Raw genomic sequence first — 13,004 nt, 5'->3', positions numbered from 1 at the left:
CGGCACACTGCTGTCGCGAGGTACGAGAGTCGGCAAGATCGAAGTTTCACGATGGGGCGTGTGTGAAGAAGCTGTGGGTAGCGGCGGCGTTGGTGATCGCCGCGATCGTCATGGCGACGTTCGAATCCTGTGACCGGTCCGACATACCAGGATTGGCTCCCCCACCCCCGGCTCCGGGCAGCCCCACCCGCGCCCAGATCGAAACGCTGTTGGATCGGGTGGCCGTCGTCGCCGCACGACCCGATCCCCGTGGGTACGAGCGCGGATGCAAGAGCGGTGAAGGGTGCGTGTTCGGACCGGCGTGGACGGACGACTACGACGGACCGGGCGGGCACGACGGGTGTGGAACCCGCGACAACGTGCTGGCACTGTCGATGACCGAAGTCGAGTTCAAGGCCGGCACCCGAGACTGCGTGGTGCTCTCGGGCTCCTTGGACGACCCCTACTCCGGTGAACGGTTGCAGTTCACCAAGTCCGACGCCGGCAAGATTCAGATCGATCACGTCTATCCGTTGTCTGCCGCCTGGGACATGGGTGCCGACGGCTGGGCAGCGGACAAGCGCATTCGTTTCGCGAACGACATCGCGTTCAATCTGCTGGCGGTCAACGGGCCGGACAACCAGAGCAAGAGCGACAAGACGCCGTCGCAGTGGATGCCGCCGAACGCGGCGTACCACTGTTTCTACGCGGGTAAATACCTGTCGGTGGCGGCCCAGTACGAGCTGCCGATCACCGAGGCCGACCGCCGCGCCCTTGCTGCGGTGGCCCCCAGCTGCTGATCCAGCGATGCGAACGCGGGCGGTAAAGTCTGGCCAATGGCAACGACGTCGTCGCGCAGCTTTCTCGACCGTGACACCCAGCTCTGCATGTCTCTGTCGGGAAGGCCGAGCAATATCGGAACCCGCTTCCACAACTACCTGTACGACGAACTGGGATTGAATTTCGTCTACAAGGCGTTCACCACCACCGATCTCGCGGCCGCGGTCGGTGGAGTCCGTGCACTCGGTATCAGGGGATGCGCGGTCTCCATGCCGTTCAAGGAGGACGTGATCGAGCTGGTCGACGTCATGCACGAATCTGCAAGCGCGATCGCATCGGTCAACACCATCGTCAACGAGGCGGGCGTGCTGCACGCCTACAACACCGATTACCAGGCTGTGGCCGATCTGCTCGCGTCCAGCGAGTTCTCGACCGATTATTCGGTGGCCGTGACCGGCAGCGGCGGTATGGCCAAGGCAGTGGTTGCCGCACTGCGAGATTCGGGTTTCACCCGCGGCACCGTGGTTGCCCGCAACACGTCGACCGGTCCGGCTCTCGCCGAGGCGTACGGATACGACTGGTCGGCCGAGTCCGTCGCAGCCGACTTGCTGGTGAACGTCACCCCGGTGGGAATGGCGGGCGGACCGGCTGCCGACTCGACTCCCTTCACCGAGTCGCAGATCCACGCGGCGCAGGCAGTGTTCGACGTGGTCGCGATGCCGTCGGAGACGCCGCTGATCACCGCGGCGCGTTCGGCGAACAAATCGGTGATCACCGGCGCTCAGGTCATTGCCTTGCAGGCAGCAGAACAGTTCGTTCTCTACACCGGAGTTCGCCCGTCCGACGATCAGATCTCGCGGGCGTCGGAATTCTCCCGTCGCTGACTCAGAGGCGTTGCCACGCGGGCTTGTTCGCGTAGGCGTGGCGGTAGTAGTCCGCGAGAGCGAGGGACGCGGCAGCTGCCTCGTCCACCAGTACCGTCACGTGTGGATGCCACTGAATCGCGGACGCAGGACAGCGTGCCGACAACGGCCCCTCGACGGCCGCGGCCACCGCGTCTTTCTTGGACTCTCCGGTAGCGATGAGCACGAGATGACGCGCCTCGTCGATGGTGCCGAGGCCTTGAGTGAGCACGTGGTGCGGCACGTCCTCCGACGAGGGGAAGAAACGCGCATTGTCGACCCGAGTCTGTTCGGTGAGCGTCTTGACCCGGGTTCTCGACCGTAGTGACGATCCGGGCTCGTTGAAGCCGATGTGCCCGTCGGTGCCGATGCCGAGAATCTGCACATCGATACCACCGGCCTCCGCGATCGCGGCGTCGTATCGTCGCGCTTCGGCAGCGATGTCGACGGCTTCACCGTCCGGCGAGAACACCGCGGAATCGTTCAGATCGACGAGATCCACGAAATTCTCGCGAATGAACGAGAAATACGACTGCTCAGCAGTTCTGGGAAGCCCTATGTACTCGTCGAGCAGAAACGCCCGACACCCAGCGAAGAACAGCCCTTCCTCGCGATGTCGGCGGGCCAGCTCGCGATACGTGCCGACGGGACTCGACCCGGTCGCCAACCCGAGGACGGGGCCCGATCCCGGGACCGAGTCGGTTCGCACGACGCGCTCGACGATGTCGGCCGCGGTTCGGTCCACGTCGGCGGCTGTGGGGAGTACGACGATCTCCATCTAACTTTCCTCCTCGATCGCGCGTCCGCCTCGAATGACCTGCACCGGCTCGAGGGATGCGTCGACGACCAACACGTCCGCTCTCGATCCGGCTACGAGAGAACCGGTTTCGGCTCCGATCCCGATCAGTGCTGCCGGGGTGGTTGCCCCGGCACGCACTGCGTCGAGCAACGACACACCGGCGTCGAGCACTGCGCGGCGTACCAGGTCGAGCACACTCGACGTGCCGCCCGCGATCGGGGCCGCCTCGGGATCGTTCTCCCGCGACAGGCGGGCGACCGAACGGAGTACGGTGACATCCAGCGGCCCGAGCCGGTAGCGGCCGTCGGCCATTCCCGCCGCGGCCATCGCGTCGGACACCAAAGCGATGTTCCCACCGCCGACGAGATCGAACACCGCTCGCACGGTCTCGTCGGCGAGATGCACTCCATCGCCGATCAATTCGAGCACCATCGACCCTCGCGCCGCGGCGGCCAAGCACTCGCTGACCGGTCCCGGCGACCGATGGTGCCAGGTGGGCATCCCGTTGAACAGGTGGGTGGCACCGATGGCACCCTCGCCGAGGGCGTCGATTGCGCTTCGAGTGGTGAGCGCGTCGGCGTCGGTGTGCCCGATGCTGGGCACGATACCGTTCTCTCGCAACATTTTTGCGACGGCCGTGAAGCCGTCGATCTCGGGCGCGAGTGTCATCGACCGTACCGCTCCTCGCCCGGCGTCGATGATGTCTGCCAGCAGACCGGTGTCGCCGCCACGGAGTGACGCGGGGTCCTGCGCTCCGCAGCGGGCAACCGACAGGAACGGCCCTTCGAGGTGAACCCCGGCGATGTCCCCCGACTCGTACAGATCGGCAAGCATCGACGTCTGCTCGACCAGTCGCCGCGGGGACGCCGACACCAGCGATGCGAGCATCGTGGTGGTGCCGCGGCCGCGGTGGTGCCGTACCGCGGTCATCAGATCGGCCTGGGCAGAATCCGGGAACGACGCCCCGCCGCCGCCGTGGCAGTGCACGTCGATCAGCCCCGGCATGATGGTCGAGTTCGATTGCGGCGGGGCCTCGTCCGGCCACGCCGACACCGGACCCACCCAGGAGATTCGATCGCCGGCCAACGCCACGACCGCATCGTCGATGACCGCGTCGGGTGTGACGACCCGCCCTCGGAGCGTCGTCGTGATCGACTCGCTCATGCCCGGTCGGGTTCGAGAACCGCGTCGTCCTCGCGGCCGGGGGTGCGCAGGTTCCACTTCTTGATGACGAAGCTGAACAGGAAGTAGTAGATCACCGCATACACCAGGCCGATAGGAATGAGAAGCCATGCCTTGGTGGCGATTCCGTAGTTCAACAGATAGTCGATACCGCCGGCCGAGAAGAAGAAGCCGTCATGGATTCCCAGGGCATTGGTCAGTGCCATGGAGGTTCCGGTCAGCACAGCGTGGATGATGTAGAGCGGCCAGGCGACGAACATGAACGAGTACTCGAGCGGTTCGGTGATGCCGGTGACGAACGCAGTCAGACCGGTGGACAACATGATTCCGCCGACGATCTTCTTCTGCGACGGCTTGGCGTTGCGATAGATCGCGAATGCAGCGGCAGGCAGAGCGAACATCATGATGGGGAAGAAGCCGGTCATGAAGACTCCCGCGGACGGATCTCCCGCGAAGAATCGGTTGAGATCGCCACGCACCAATTGACCACTCGCGTCCTGATAATCACCGACGAGGAACCAGACGACCGAATTGAGAATGTGGTGCAGTCCCGTCGGAATCAGCATGCGATTGGCGAAACCGTAGATTCCGCTACCCACCACACTGTGATCGGCAACGGTGTTTCCGACCCAGTTCAGTGCGCTGTAGAAGAGCGGATAGACGAACGACATGACGACGGCGACGACGAGGCCGGTGACAGCGGTCAGGATGGGAACCAGACGTCGTCCGCTGAAGAAGCCGAGGTAATCCGGCAGTTTCTGGCGGTAGAACCGCTGCCACAGAATGGCGGAGAGCAAGCCGATGACGATGCCGGCCAACACGCCGTAGTCGATCACGGCCGGATCGCCGTTCGCGTCGACTTTGCCTTCCAGTACCACCGGTGACATCGCGGTGAAGACACCGTTCATCACCATGTAGCCGACGACGGCGGCGAGGGCGGTCGAGCCGTCCGACTTCTTGGCCCAGCCGATGGCGATGCCCACGGCGAAGATCAGGGGCAACCAGGTGAACACCGCCTGCCCTGCAGCTGAGATGACGGCCGCCGCGGTGCCCAGAGCACTGAATCTGCCGAGGAGGTCGTCCTGGCCCAGCCGCAACAGAATTCCCGCTGCGGGAAGAACCGCGATGGGCAGCATGAGACTGCGCCCGAATCGCTGCAACCCGGCGAGAGATCTGGATTCCTTCTTCGGTTCGGCTTCGGCCGAGTCCGTCTTCTTCAGGGTCATGGCGACCTTCTCTTCGAGGCTGGTCCGGCAAGGGAGTTCTACTGTTGTGACCGGATGACATCAGGGGTACTGTCCGGTCATTACCAGTTGTAGTTTGGCCAGGTGACGACCTCATGTCAACCCGGAGATGTGACCTCGCCGACACCACTGCACACGAGAAGGAAGCGGGAACAGAACATGGCCAAGGCGGACGCGATCGTGAAGGGCCTCGGCGGTGCCGACAACATCGTAGAGATCGAAGCGTGCATCACCCGGCTCCGTACCGAGGTCAAGGACGGGTCGCTGGTGGACGAGGCTGCGCTCAAGGCAGCCGGTGCGCACGGAGTGTTCCACAAGGGGACAGCCGTGCAGGTCATCGTCGGCCCGGAGGCCGACACCCTCGCCGAGGACATCGGCGACATTCTGTGAGCGGGACCTCGACGATCTCCAGTCCTGTTGCCGGTCAGGTCATCTCGCTCGCCGACGTCCCCGACCCGGTCTTCTCTTCACAGATGGTGGGCTCCGGGGTCGCCGTGCGCCCGGCGGCCGGTAGCGGGCCCGTCGAGGTGCGGTCTCCGATAGCCGGCAAGATCCTCAAACTCCACCCACACGCGTTCGTCGTGTTCACCGACGACAAGGCGGGAGTGCTGGTGCACATCGGCATCGACACCGTGAAGATGAAGGGCGAGGGTTTCGAACTCGTTGCAGCAGAGGGCGATCGGGTCCAGTCCGGCGATCTCGTGATCACCTACGACCCTGCGGCGATCGCGGAGGCCGGATACTCCGACGTGATTCCCGTGGTCCTGATGGACTCCGAGCCCGATGCCGTCACGAGCGCGGCCGTCGGAACCTCGGTGGCACAGGGTGACTCGCTGTTCGTGTTGCCCTGAGCCTAGCGGCGCTGCGTGGTGCGCCGCTCCCCCTGCACCTCCATCGAGAGTTGGTACCGGTCGCACCGGTACCAACTCTCCGTGTGCTCGATCGGTTCGTCGCCGCTGAACGACACTCGGTCGAAGTACAGCACCGGTGCGCCGCGTTTGGTCCCCAGCAGCGTGGAGGTGTCACTGTCGGCGGCTGTCGCTTTGACGGTCTGCTCGGCTCGATCGATGGTCAGGCCGTAGTGGTTGCGCACGGCCTCGTACACCGACTGACTCAGATCGTGGTCGATCAGCCCCGGAAGGAGTTCGGCCCGGTACCACCCGTCGTCGACACTGACCGGCTCGGCATCGGCCAGCCGTAGCCGTTTGATGTGGTACGTCCGATCACCGTCGACCAGGCCCAGAGCACGAATCGTTGCTGCCGAGGGCTTTTCGAGTCGCGCGAACAGGACCACCGTCGTCGGCGTCAGCCCCTGGGCACGCATCTCCTCGGAGAACGACGCCAGGTGCAACCGCGACTGCACGGTACGAGAAGCAACGAACGTCCCTTTCCCACGTACCCGAACCAGATGCCCGTCGTTGACGAGCTGCCCTATCGCCTCGCGCACCGTGATGCGACTGACGCCGTAGTCCTCCATCAACCGACGCTCGCTCGGCATCAGATCCCCCGGCGCAAGCTCCTTGGTGCAGCGGTGCAACAGGATTGCGCGCAGCTGTTCGTGCTTCGGGATCTGACTGTCCCTCAGGTGTACGGGCATCACCACTGCGCCGGCCTTTCGATCACTCGCAGAACCAGCGGTACGGACTGGTCCGGTCCAACCAAAGACTACGTCACGACGGCGATGCCGAGGAAGCATTCGCCCGGACCCAGCTCCCCGATGCCTCGAATCCGGTCGCGTTTGTTGCCGACGTGGCGACGGGTTAGCGTCGTGCCATGACGGAGTCGCCGAAGGACAGCGTGGAATTGTCGAATGCGTCGGATTTCCCGGCGCTGTGGCCGGTGTCGACCCGATGGGACGACAACGACCACTACGGTCACGTCAACAACGTCACGTATTACGCGTATTTCGACACCGCCGTCAACGGGTGGCTGATGGAAACGACGGGTGTGGACATCAGGACTCTCCCCGCGATCGGCGTCGTGGCAGAAACCTCGTGCCGCTACCTCTCCGAGCTCAGTTTCCCGGATCGCCTTCAGGTCGGTCTGGCGGTGGAAAAGCTGGGCACTCGCAGTATCGTCTACTCGCTGGCACTGTTTCGCGAAGCCGAGGACGACGCACTGACATTGGCCGCTCGGGGACGGTTCGTTCACGTCTACGTCGACGCGAACTCCCGCCGTCCCGTCCCCATTCCCTCCGAAATCGAAACCGCGGCACGCACTTTGGTGATCGGAACGTCAGTAGACGCCTGAATCTAGAGCCCGATTTCGTCGGCGCGCTGCAGCGCTCGGGTGACGATGTCGTCGATCAGCGTGGTGGTCGGCGCGCCGCCCACGGCGCGGTTGCGTGAATCGGCTTCCATCCGACGCATCACACCTTCGGCAATGATCGACAACTTCCACAGCGCCAGCACTTCCCAGAATCCGGCATCGGCCACATCGCGGCCCGTGTTGTGCGCGTAGGACTCGACCAGCTCCGCCCGGGTAGGGAAACCGGGCAGTGTCGATGCCATGAAAGGACCGGCAACCCCGTCGTCCGCCTGAGGCCAGTAGGCGAGCAGACCACCCAGATCCGCCAACGGGTCTCCGAGCGTGCACAACTCCCAATCGACAACGGCAATTACGTGGCCGTCGTTTCGAGCGGTGATGACGTTGCTCAGATGGAAGTCGCCGTGAACCAGCGTCACCTCGTGCTGCTCGGGGATCTTGGCCGTCAATCGTGCTGCGAGCGAATCGATCCCAGGAACCTCCCGGGTTCGGGAGGAATCCCACTGCGTGGTCCACCGCGCGATTTGACGCGCAGCGTAGGGCTTGCGGCCGGCGAGGTCGGCAAGACCCGACGACTCGAGATCGACACGGTGAATGTCGGACAACGCCGCGGTCAGACCGAATCCGACACGTCGACGCTGATCGGGGTCCAACTGTTCGGCAGCCGACACGGAGTCGACGACGACCCCGTCGACAAAACTCATCAGAACCAACGGGACGTCGGAAACGGCTGGATCCTGCGTGATAGCAATCATTTTCGGCACGGGGACCGGCGAATTCTGCAGACCGGAGAGGATCCGGTGTTCTCGCACGACGTCGTGAGCCGACGCCAACAACGTGCCCAGCGGCGGCCGACGAAGGACCCACGCACTGCCGCCCGCGTCGCGAACCGCATACGTGAGGTTGGACTGGCCGTTACCGATGCGCTGAAACGAGAGCGGCGATGTTGCGCCTATCCCCAGCTCCGCGATCCACGCCGACACTGCATCTTCGTCCAAGCCCACCACGCCCATACAAAACCCTCACTTCGTTGTGCGGCACCGTTGCCGACGGACATCACCGGTTCGGGTGATCGTAACGAAGTGGCACCACCGGATGCCGGTGGCACGAGCACGGACGGTCAGCTGGCGCGACCGAACGCGGAGATCAGCGCCGGCGTTGCGACGGCAGCGGCCGGAACCGAGGCCTCGTGCCGCCTGACGGCGATTTCGTCGATCTCGCCGACGAGCAGTGCGGTCATCGACTCGGGCTCCGCGCACCAGACGGACGAGATGTTGTGCACCTCGGCGGGCGCGAACAGTCCACTGGTGGACAGCGCGTCGATCCATTCGGCCACGGCGTCGGCCGTGGGCTCCGGCATCACCGTGCGGTCCAGCGAGTCCGCTTGGAACTCGTTGCAAAAGAACGCGCGGACCATATCGAGCTGCCCCTGCGACATTGCGGTCATGTTCTTCTCCTTCGAGTTTTCGACTTCCGTTGGTGTCGAGTGCCCGTTCACGAGTTGCAATGAGCCGACAAGACCGTGTTCAGATCGTTACCAACTTGGCCGTAACGGGGGAATACGGTTTTCCGATGCGGCTGAAACTACGCCCTTTTCGACGGTCTCGCCCAGGGTGAACTGGACTATGTGACCATAGTCACACAGATCGGCCCATCCGATCAACGACTTGCAACGAATTCATAGTTCGCATTTCAAAATACTGTGACAGGAGACAAACTCCGCACAAAAGTCCAGGTAGGCGCGGTGCGACACTCGAGAGCAACTACTCGGAGCCGCAGTCGAGTAGCCTCCTCTACACCGCACTGCACCACACACTCCGACCGATCGGTTGGTTGCAGGGTCGAATTCTACTTTCGGCTCGGTTTTTCGTCAGTTAGCGAACCCGAGGAATTTGACAGATTCCCTTCACTGGGTTGCGGCTACAACAAGGAATCGACGCTTATTCGTCGTGATCCGACCGTTACCGCAGATGCTCAGCCGGCTCCCACGATGTTCACACCTCACGCTCAGCCGACTGCGGCAGTCTGGCGTCCATGCGATCACCGAGTCTCGACAGCGGACCGATCCGGTCACCCCGTGGAGCCGGCAACGAGAGCCGTTCGGCGGACAGGAGCGAGCGAGCGCACCGACGGGCGATCCGCACCCGGCTGACGGTGTCGGGCCTCTGTGCGGCGCTCTTGTCGGTACTACTGATGTGGGTGCCGAACATGGCACCGGTGTGGCCCGTCTCCACGAGCCCGGCTGCCGCCCTGGCCTCGCGAGCACTGAGCACGATCGACGTCACCGCCGTGCTGACCGTCCTCGCCGCCCTCACCGTTGTCGCCCTGGTCCGAAAACTGCCTTACGGCATCGGGGTGGTGATTGCCTGCGTCGTCGGCGCGGAAGTGACCACAGCCCTGGTGCGTCACCTCGCGGCGTCGTCGACAACGGCCACCGACCTTCCGAGCGGGCAGCTCGTCGCTGTCACAGCGCTCGTGGGGGCCGCGTCGATGGTGGCATCGGCCACGTGGCGGCCGATGATCCTCGGGCTCGGAACCGTCGCCGCCCTCGCTGTCGGAGCGGCACAACTGGTCGTCGGGTCCGTCTCCCCCGTCGGGATTGTCAGCGCACTGCTGATCACGGGCGTGTGGTGGCCGGCGTGCTCGGTGGTGATGCTCTTCTCACCGGCAGCCGCTGCCCGCGAGGCTCGAAACCCGTTCGATACCGCTGCCCTCGTAGCCCAACGCAGAATGGGACGCTTCCGTTGACACGGAAGCGTCCCATCCGGGCCGAGAAGGCGACCGACTAGAGGGCCTTGAGCTCCTCGGTCACCTCGGACACCGACTTCTTTGCGTCGCCGAACAGCATCGACGTGCCTTCCGCGAAGAACAGTGGGTTCTCGATTCCGGCGAAGCCGGACGACATCGACCGCTTGAGGACGATGACCGACTTCGACTGATCGACGTTGAGAATCGGCATCCCGTGAATCGGGCTCGACGGATCGTTGCGCGCCGCCGGGTTGGTCACGTCGTTCGCTCCGATGACCAACGTGACGTCGGTGCGTGAGAACTCGTCGTTGATGTCGTCCATTTCCTTCATCGCGTCGTACGCGACGTCGGCCTCGGCGAGCAGCACGTTCATATGTCCCGGCATGCGACCGGCGACGGGGTGAATGGCGTACTTGACCTCGACACCCTTGGACTCCAGCAACTTGGCCATGTCCTTGACGGCATGCTGTGCCTGAGCGACGGCAAGGCCGTAGCCGGGCACGACGATGACCTGGTTGGCGTAGGCCATCTGGATCGCTGCGTCTGCCGCCGAGGTCGCCTTGGCGGTTCCCCCGCCTGCACCGGCCGGGCCTGCAGCCGCGTCGCCGCCGCCGAATCCACCTGCGACGATCGCCGGAATGGACCTGTTCATGGCCTTGGCCATCAGGTTGGTCAAGATCGTGCCGGACGCGCCGACGATCATGCCCGCCACGATCATCGCGGTGTTGTTGAGCGCCAGACCCGCAGCCGCAGCAGACAGACCGGTCAGAGCATTGAGCAGCGAAATGACGACCGGCATGTCCGCGCCGCCGATGGGCAGTACCACCGTGAGACCGAGGATGCCTGCCAGTACGAGAACCGCGACGATCCACCACTGCGACACGCCGCCGCCCGGAGTGGCGTTGATGCCGATGACCACTGCAGCGGCCACAGCGCCGATCAGCAGCAGAGCGTTGAGCGGCTGCTGCAACTTACCGATGGTGATGGGCGAGCCGGGCAGAGTTTCCTGCAGCTTCAAGAAGGCGATGAGCGAGCCCCAGAACGAGATGGAACCGATGATCGCCGCGAAGAGTGAGCCGATGACGATATGCACCGTCGGCGACTCTCCGTGGTTGAAGTTCGAGAATCCGGACGTGTCGAGGAACTCGGCCCACGCGATCAGTGCGACCGTGCCACCGCCGACGCCGTTGAACAGAGCCACCAGCTGCGGCATCGCCGTCATCTTCACCCGTCGCGCAGGCGGGATTCCCAGCGCGACGCCGACGACGAGTCCGACGATGATCAGGATCCAGTTACCGGTGTCACGAATGGATATCAGCGTGGCCACCACGGCGATGAACATGCCGACGGCGGCGATCTGGTTGCCCCGCACGGCGGTCTTCGGTCCGGTCAGACCCATCAGACCGTAGATGAACATGCCGAAGGCGACGATGTAGAGAATGTTGACGAGATTGTCCATCAGGAGTCAGCACCCTTCGAGGTCTTGGCGGGCACCGGCTTGGACTTGAACATGCCGAGCATGCGGTCGGTGACCACGAAGCCACCGATGACGTTGACGGTTCCGAACACCAGCGCGACGAACAGGATGACCTGCAGTCCGATGGACGGGTCGTGCACCTTTCCGAGGACGACCAACGCGCCCAACACGACGATGCCGTGGATGGCGTTGGTTCCCGACATCAGCGGGGTGTGCAAGGTGTTCGGCACCTTGGAGATCACCGCGAAACCGACGAACCCGGACAACACCAGGATCGCGATGTTCGCGAGAAGCGGGGTGTACATCAGTTCTCCTTCTCACGTGTCACGCAGGCACCGGCGAGCACTTCGTCGGAGAAATCCGGAGCGAGTGCGCCGTCGACCAGCATGAGCTCGAGCAAAGCCGAGATGTTCTTCGAGTACAGCTCGCTGGCGTGCTCGGGCATCGTGGCAGGCAGGTTCAACGGCGAGCAGATGGTGACGTCGTGCTTGACGACGGTCTGGCCGGGCTCGGTGAGTTCGCAGTTTCCGCCGGTCTCGCCGGCCAGGTCGACCACGACGCTGCCGGGCTTCATGCCCTCGACTGCCGCGGCCGTCACCAGACGCGGTGCGGGACGGCCGGGCACCAACGCCGTGGTGATCACGACGTCGAATCCCTTGATCGCCTCTTCCAGGGCACGCTGCTGCTGGACGCGTTCGTCCTCGGTCAGCTCACGCGCGTAGCCGCCTTCGCCGGCAGCATCGATCCCCAGATCGAGCCACTGCGCGCCGACGGAACGGACCTGGTCGGCTACCTCCGGTCGCACGTCGTAGCCGGTGGGTCGACCACCGAGACGCTTCGCGGTGGCAAGGGCTTGCAGGCCGGCCACACCGACACCGAGAACGAGCACAGTCGCCGGCTTGACCGTTCCGGCGGCGGTGGTCAGCATCGGGAAGAACCTCGTGGACTCCGACGCGGCCAACAGAACGGCCTTGTACCCGGCGACGTTCGCCTGAGAAGACAAGGCGTCCATTACCTGAGCGCGGGAGATACGCGGAATGGCTTCGACCGCGAACGCCTGTACTCCGGCGGCCTTCAGCGCGCCGATGCTGTTCTCGGCATTGCGTGGGGCGAGGAAACCGATGAGCGTCGAGCCCGACTTCAGCCTCGAGATCTCTGCGTCGGTGGGCGGCGCGACCTTGACCACGACCTCCGAGCCCCAGGGATCGCCGATCGTGGCCCCGGCTGCGACATAGAGCTCGTCCGGGATCAGAGCGCCGAGTCCGGCACCCGATTCCACGACGACCTCGACACCCTTGCCCGTGAGCGCGGCAACGATCTTCGGGACCAGAGCGACACGTCGCTCACCTTCCCCCGATTCGCGGACCACACCGACGACCGTCGTGGATCCCGAACCCTTTTCAGTGCTCTGCGATGTATCCAAATCTCCGTCTTCCTGCGTTGAATGGTGCCCACCGATCGGCCAATGGCTCGAAATCTGCGACGAGTGGACGAACCCATGCGACAAGGCACGAGGTTCCTGATAGTAGCCACAGGTAATGGAGCGCGGGTAACCCAGAACACAGTCCGATTCGTTCTGAATCGAGTCCGTTTCGACATTTCGCGACTACAGGGCGAGCAATTGTGAT

Annotated in this window: 15 protein-coding genes; 6 read left to right on the top strand and 9 right to left on the bottom strand. The window is 64.1% G+C overall.

The window, feature by feature from the left end; genetic code table 11:
* Positions 1 to 62 precede the first annotated feature (62 nt).
* Positions 63 to 779: an HNH endonuclease family protein gene (locus J1M81_RS07360; RefSeq protein WP_374223895.1), complete on the top strand. Its 717-nt coding sequence runs from the start codon at positions 63 to 65 to the stop codon at positions 777 to 779.
* Positions 780 to 815: 36 nt separating this feature from the next.
* Positions 816 to 1,643 (top strand): shikimate 5-dehydrogenase, encoded by an 828-nt coding sequence (locus J1M81_RS07355; RefSeq protein ID WP_206497833.1) that lies wholly within the window; start codon positions 816 to 818, stop codon positions 1,641 to 1,643.
* Between the two features lies 1 nt (position 1,644).
* Here J1M81_RS07355 and nagB read toward each other — a convergent pair whose 3' ends face one another.
* The 3 genes from nagB to J1M81_RS07340 are packed head-to-tail and all read right to left on the bottom strand — an operon-like array spanning position 1,645 to position 4,868.
* Complete coding sequence (gene nagB / locus J1M81_RS07350) at positions 1,645 to 2,439, bottom strand: glucosamine-6-phosphate deaminase (RefSeq protein ID WP_206497832.1); 795 nt, start codon at positions 2,437 to 2,439, stop codon at positions 1,645 to 1,647.
* Complete coding sequence (locus J1M81_RS07345) at positions 2,440 to 3,624, bottom strand: N-acetylglucosamine-6-phosphate deacetylase (RefSeq protein ID WP_206497831.1); 1,185 nt, start codon at positions 3,622 to 3,624, stop codon at positions 2,440 to 2,442.
* Positions 3,621 to 4,868 (bottom strand): PTS transporter subunit EIIC, encoded by a 1,248-nt coding sequence (locus J1M81_RS07340; RefSeq protein ID WP_032365561.1) that lies wholly within the window; start codon positions 4,866 to 4,868, stop codon positions 3,621 to 3,623. Before J1M81_RS07340 ends, J1M81_RS07345 begins: the two co-directional genes overlap by 4 nt.
* 177 nt (positions 4,869 to 5,045) lie before the next feature.
* Here J1M81_RS07340 and J1M81_RS07335 point away from each other — a divergent pair, with 177 nt between their 5' ends.
* Entirely contained in the window at positions 5,046 to 5,276 is a 231-nt protein-coding gene (locus J1M81_RS07335) for a glucose PTS transporter subunit EIIB (protein ID WP_027497937.1), read from the top strand.
* On the top strand, positions 5,273 to 5,737 hold the full coding sequence (locus J1M81_RS07330; RefSeq protein WP_119650556.1) for a PTS glucose transporter subunit IIA: 465 nt from the start codon (positions 5,273 to 5,275) through the stop codon (positions 5,735 to 5,737). Before J1M81_RS07335 ends, J1M81_RS07330 begins: the two co-directional genes overlap by 4 nt.
* A gap of 2 nt (positions 5,738 to 5,739) precedes the next feature.
* On the opposite strand, the gene J1M81_RS07325 is transcribed toward J1M81_RS07330, so the two are convergent.
* Positions 5,740 to 6,486 (bottom strand): GntR family transcriptional regulator, encoded by a 747-nt coding sequence (locus J1M81_RS07325; protein WP_308051241.1) that lies wholly within the window; start codon positions 6,484 to 6,486, stop codon positions 5,740 to 5,742.
* A gap of 173 nt (positions 6,487 to 6,659) precedes the next feature.
* On the opposite strand from J1M81_RS07325, the gene J1M81_RS07320 reads away from it, so the two are divergent.
* On the top strand, positions 6,660 to 7,136 hold the full coding sequence (locus J1M81_RS07320; protein ID WP_027497940.1) for a thioesterase family protein: 477 nt from the start codon (positions 6,660 to 6,662) through the stop codon (positions 7,134 to 7,136).
* 2 nt (positions 7,137 to 7,138) lie between these two features.
* On the opposite strand, the gene J1M81_RS07315 is transcribed toward J1M81_RS07320, so the two are convergent.
* Positions 7,139 to 8,164, bottom strand: a complete 1,026-nt coding sequence (locus J1M81_RS07315) for a phosphotransferase family protein (protein WP_206497830.1) — start codon at positions 8,162 to 8,164, stop codon at positions 7,139 to 7,141.
* A 107-nt stretch (positions 8,165 to 8,271) separates the two neighbouring features.
* On the bottom strand, positions 8,272 to 8,598 hold the full coding sequence (locus J1M81_RS07310; protein ID WP_206497829.1) for a hypothetical protein: 327 nt from the start codon (positions 8,596 to 8,598) through the stop codon (positions 8,272 to 8,274).
* Positions 8,599 to 9,185: 587 nt separating this feature from the next.
* On the opposite strand from J1M81_RS07310, the gene J1M81_RS07305 reads away from it, so the two are divergent.
* The gene (locus J1M81_RS07305; protein WP_206497828.1) at positions 9,186 to 9,899 is read left to right on the top strand and encodes a hypothetical protein; all 714 of its coding nucleotides are present in this window, start codon (positions 9,186 to 9,188) and stop codon (positions 9,897 to 9,899) included.
* 37 nt (positions 9,900 to 9,936) lie between these two features.
* On the opposite strand, the gene J1M81_RS07300 is transcribed toward J1M81_RS07305, so the two are convergent.
* Genes J1M81_RS07300 through J1M81_RS07290 form a run of 3 tightly spaced genes read right to left on the bottom strand, consistent with a single transcriptional unit; the run spans position 9,937 to position 12,799 of the window.
* Positions 9,937 to 11,358 (bottom strand): NAD(P)(+) transhydrogenase (Re/Si-specific) subunit beta, encoded by a 1,422-nt coding sequence (locus tag J1M81_RS07300; protein ID WP_027497942.1) that lies wholly within the window; start codon positions 11,356 to 11,358, stop codon positions 9,937 to 9,939.
* Positions 11,358 to 11,681 (bottom strand): NAD(P) transhydrogenase subunit alpha, encoded by a 324-nt coding sequence (locus J1M81_RS07295; RefSeq protein ID WP_027497943.1) that lies wholly within the window; start codon positions 11,679 to 11,681, stop codon positions 11,358 to 11,360. The genes J1M81_RS07300 and J1M81_RS07295 overlap by 1 nt, the downstream gene beginning before the upstream one ends.
* Positions 11,681 to 12,799 carry a Re/Si-specific NAD(P)(+) transhydrogenase subunit alpha gene (locus J1M81_RS07290; protein WP_032365557.1) on the bottom strand — a complete coding sequence of 373 codons (1,119 nt, stop codon included), beginning with the start codon at positions 12,797 to 12,799 and terminating at the stop codon, positions 11,681 to 11,683. Before J1M81_RS07290 ends, J1M81_RS07295 begins: the two co-directional genes overlap by 1 nt.
* Between the last annotated feature and the right edge of the window lie 205 nt (positions 12,800 to 13,004).

The organism is Rhodococcus sp. KRD175 (assembly GCF_017168275.1).
GTDB lineage: Bacteria > Actinomycetota > Actinomycetes > Mycobacteriales > Mycobacteriaceae > Rhodococcoides > Rhodococcoides fascians.
This window is presented reverse-complemented; position numbering and strand designations above follow the sequence as displayed.

Bases quoted from the DNA above. Each gene is read 5' to 3' on its own strand.
- J1M81_RS07305 (WP_206497828.1), top strand. From the start codon at position 9,186: ATGCGATCACCGAGTCTCGACAGCGGACCGATCCGGTCACCCCGTGGA.
- J1M81_RS07315 (WP_206497830.1), bottom strand. From the start codon at position 8,164: ATGGGCGTGGTGGGCTTGGACGAAGATGCAGTGTCGGCGTGGATCGCG.
- J1M81_RS07310 (WP_206497829.1), bottom strand. From the start codon at position 8,598: ATGACCGCAATGTCGCAGGGGCAGCTCGATATGGTCCGCGCGTTCTTT.
- J1M81_RS07355 (WP_206497833.1), top strand. From the start codon at position 816: ATGGCAACGACGTCGTCGCGCAGCTTTCTCGACCGTGACACCCAGCTC.
- J1M81_RS07345 (WP_206497831.1), bottom strand. From the start codon at position 3,624: ATGAGCGAGTCGATCACGACGACGCTCCGAGGGCGGGTCGTCACACCC.
- J1M81_RS07320 (WP_027497940.1), top strand. From the start codon at position 6,660: ATGACGGAGTCGCCGAAGGACAGCGTGGAATTGTCGAATGCGTCGGAT.
- J1M81_RS07340 (WP_032365561.1), bottom strand. From the start codon at position 4,868: ATGACCCTGAAGAAGACGGACTCGGCCGAAGCCGAACCGAAGAAGGAA.
- J1M81_RS07300 (WP_027497942.1), bottom strand. From the start codon at position 11,358: ATGGACAATCTCGTCAACATTCTCTACATCGTCGCCTTCGGCATGTTC.
- J1M81_RS07295 (WP_027497943.1), bottom strand. From the start codon at position 11,681: ATGTACACCCCGCTTCTCGCGAACATCGCGATCCTGGTGTTGTCCGGG.
- nagB (WP_206497832.1), bottom strand. From the start codon at position 2,439: ATGGAGATCGTCGTACTCCCCACAGCCGCCGACGTGGACCGAACCGCG.
- J1M81_RS07335 (WP_027497937.1), top strand. From the start codon at position 5,046: ATGGCCAAGGCGGACGCGATCGTGAAGGGCCTCGGCGGTGCCGACAAC.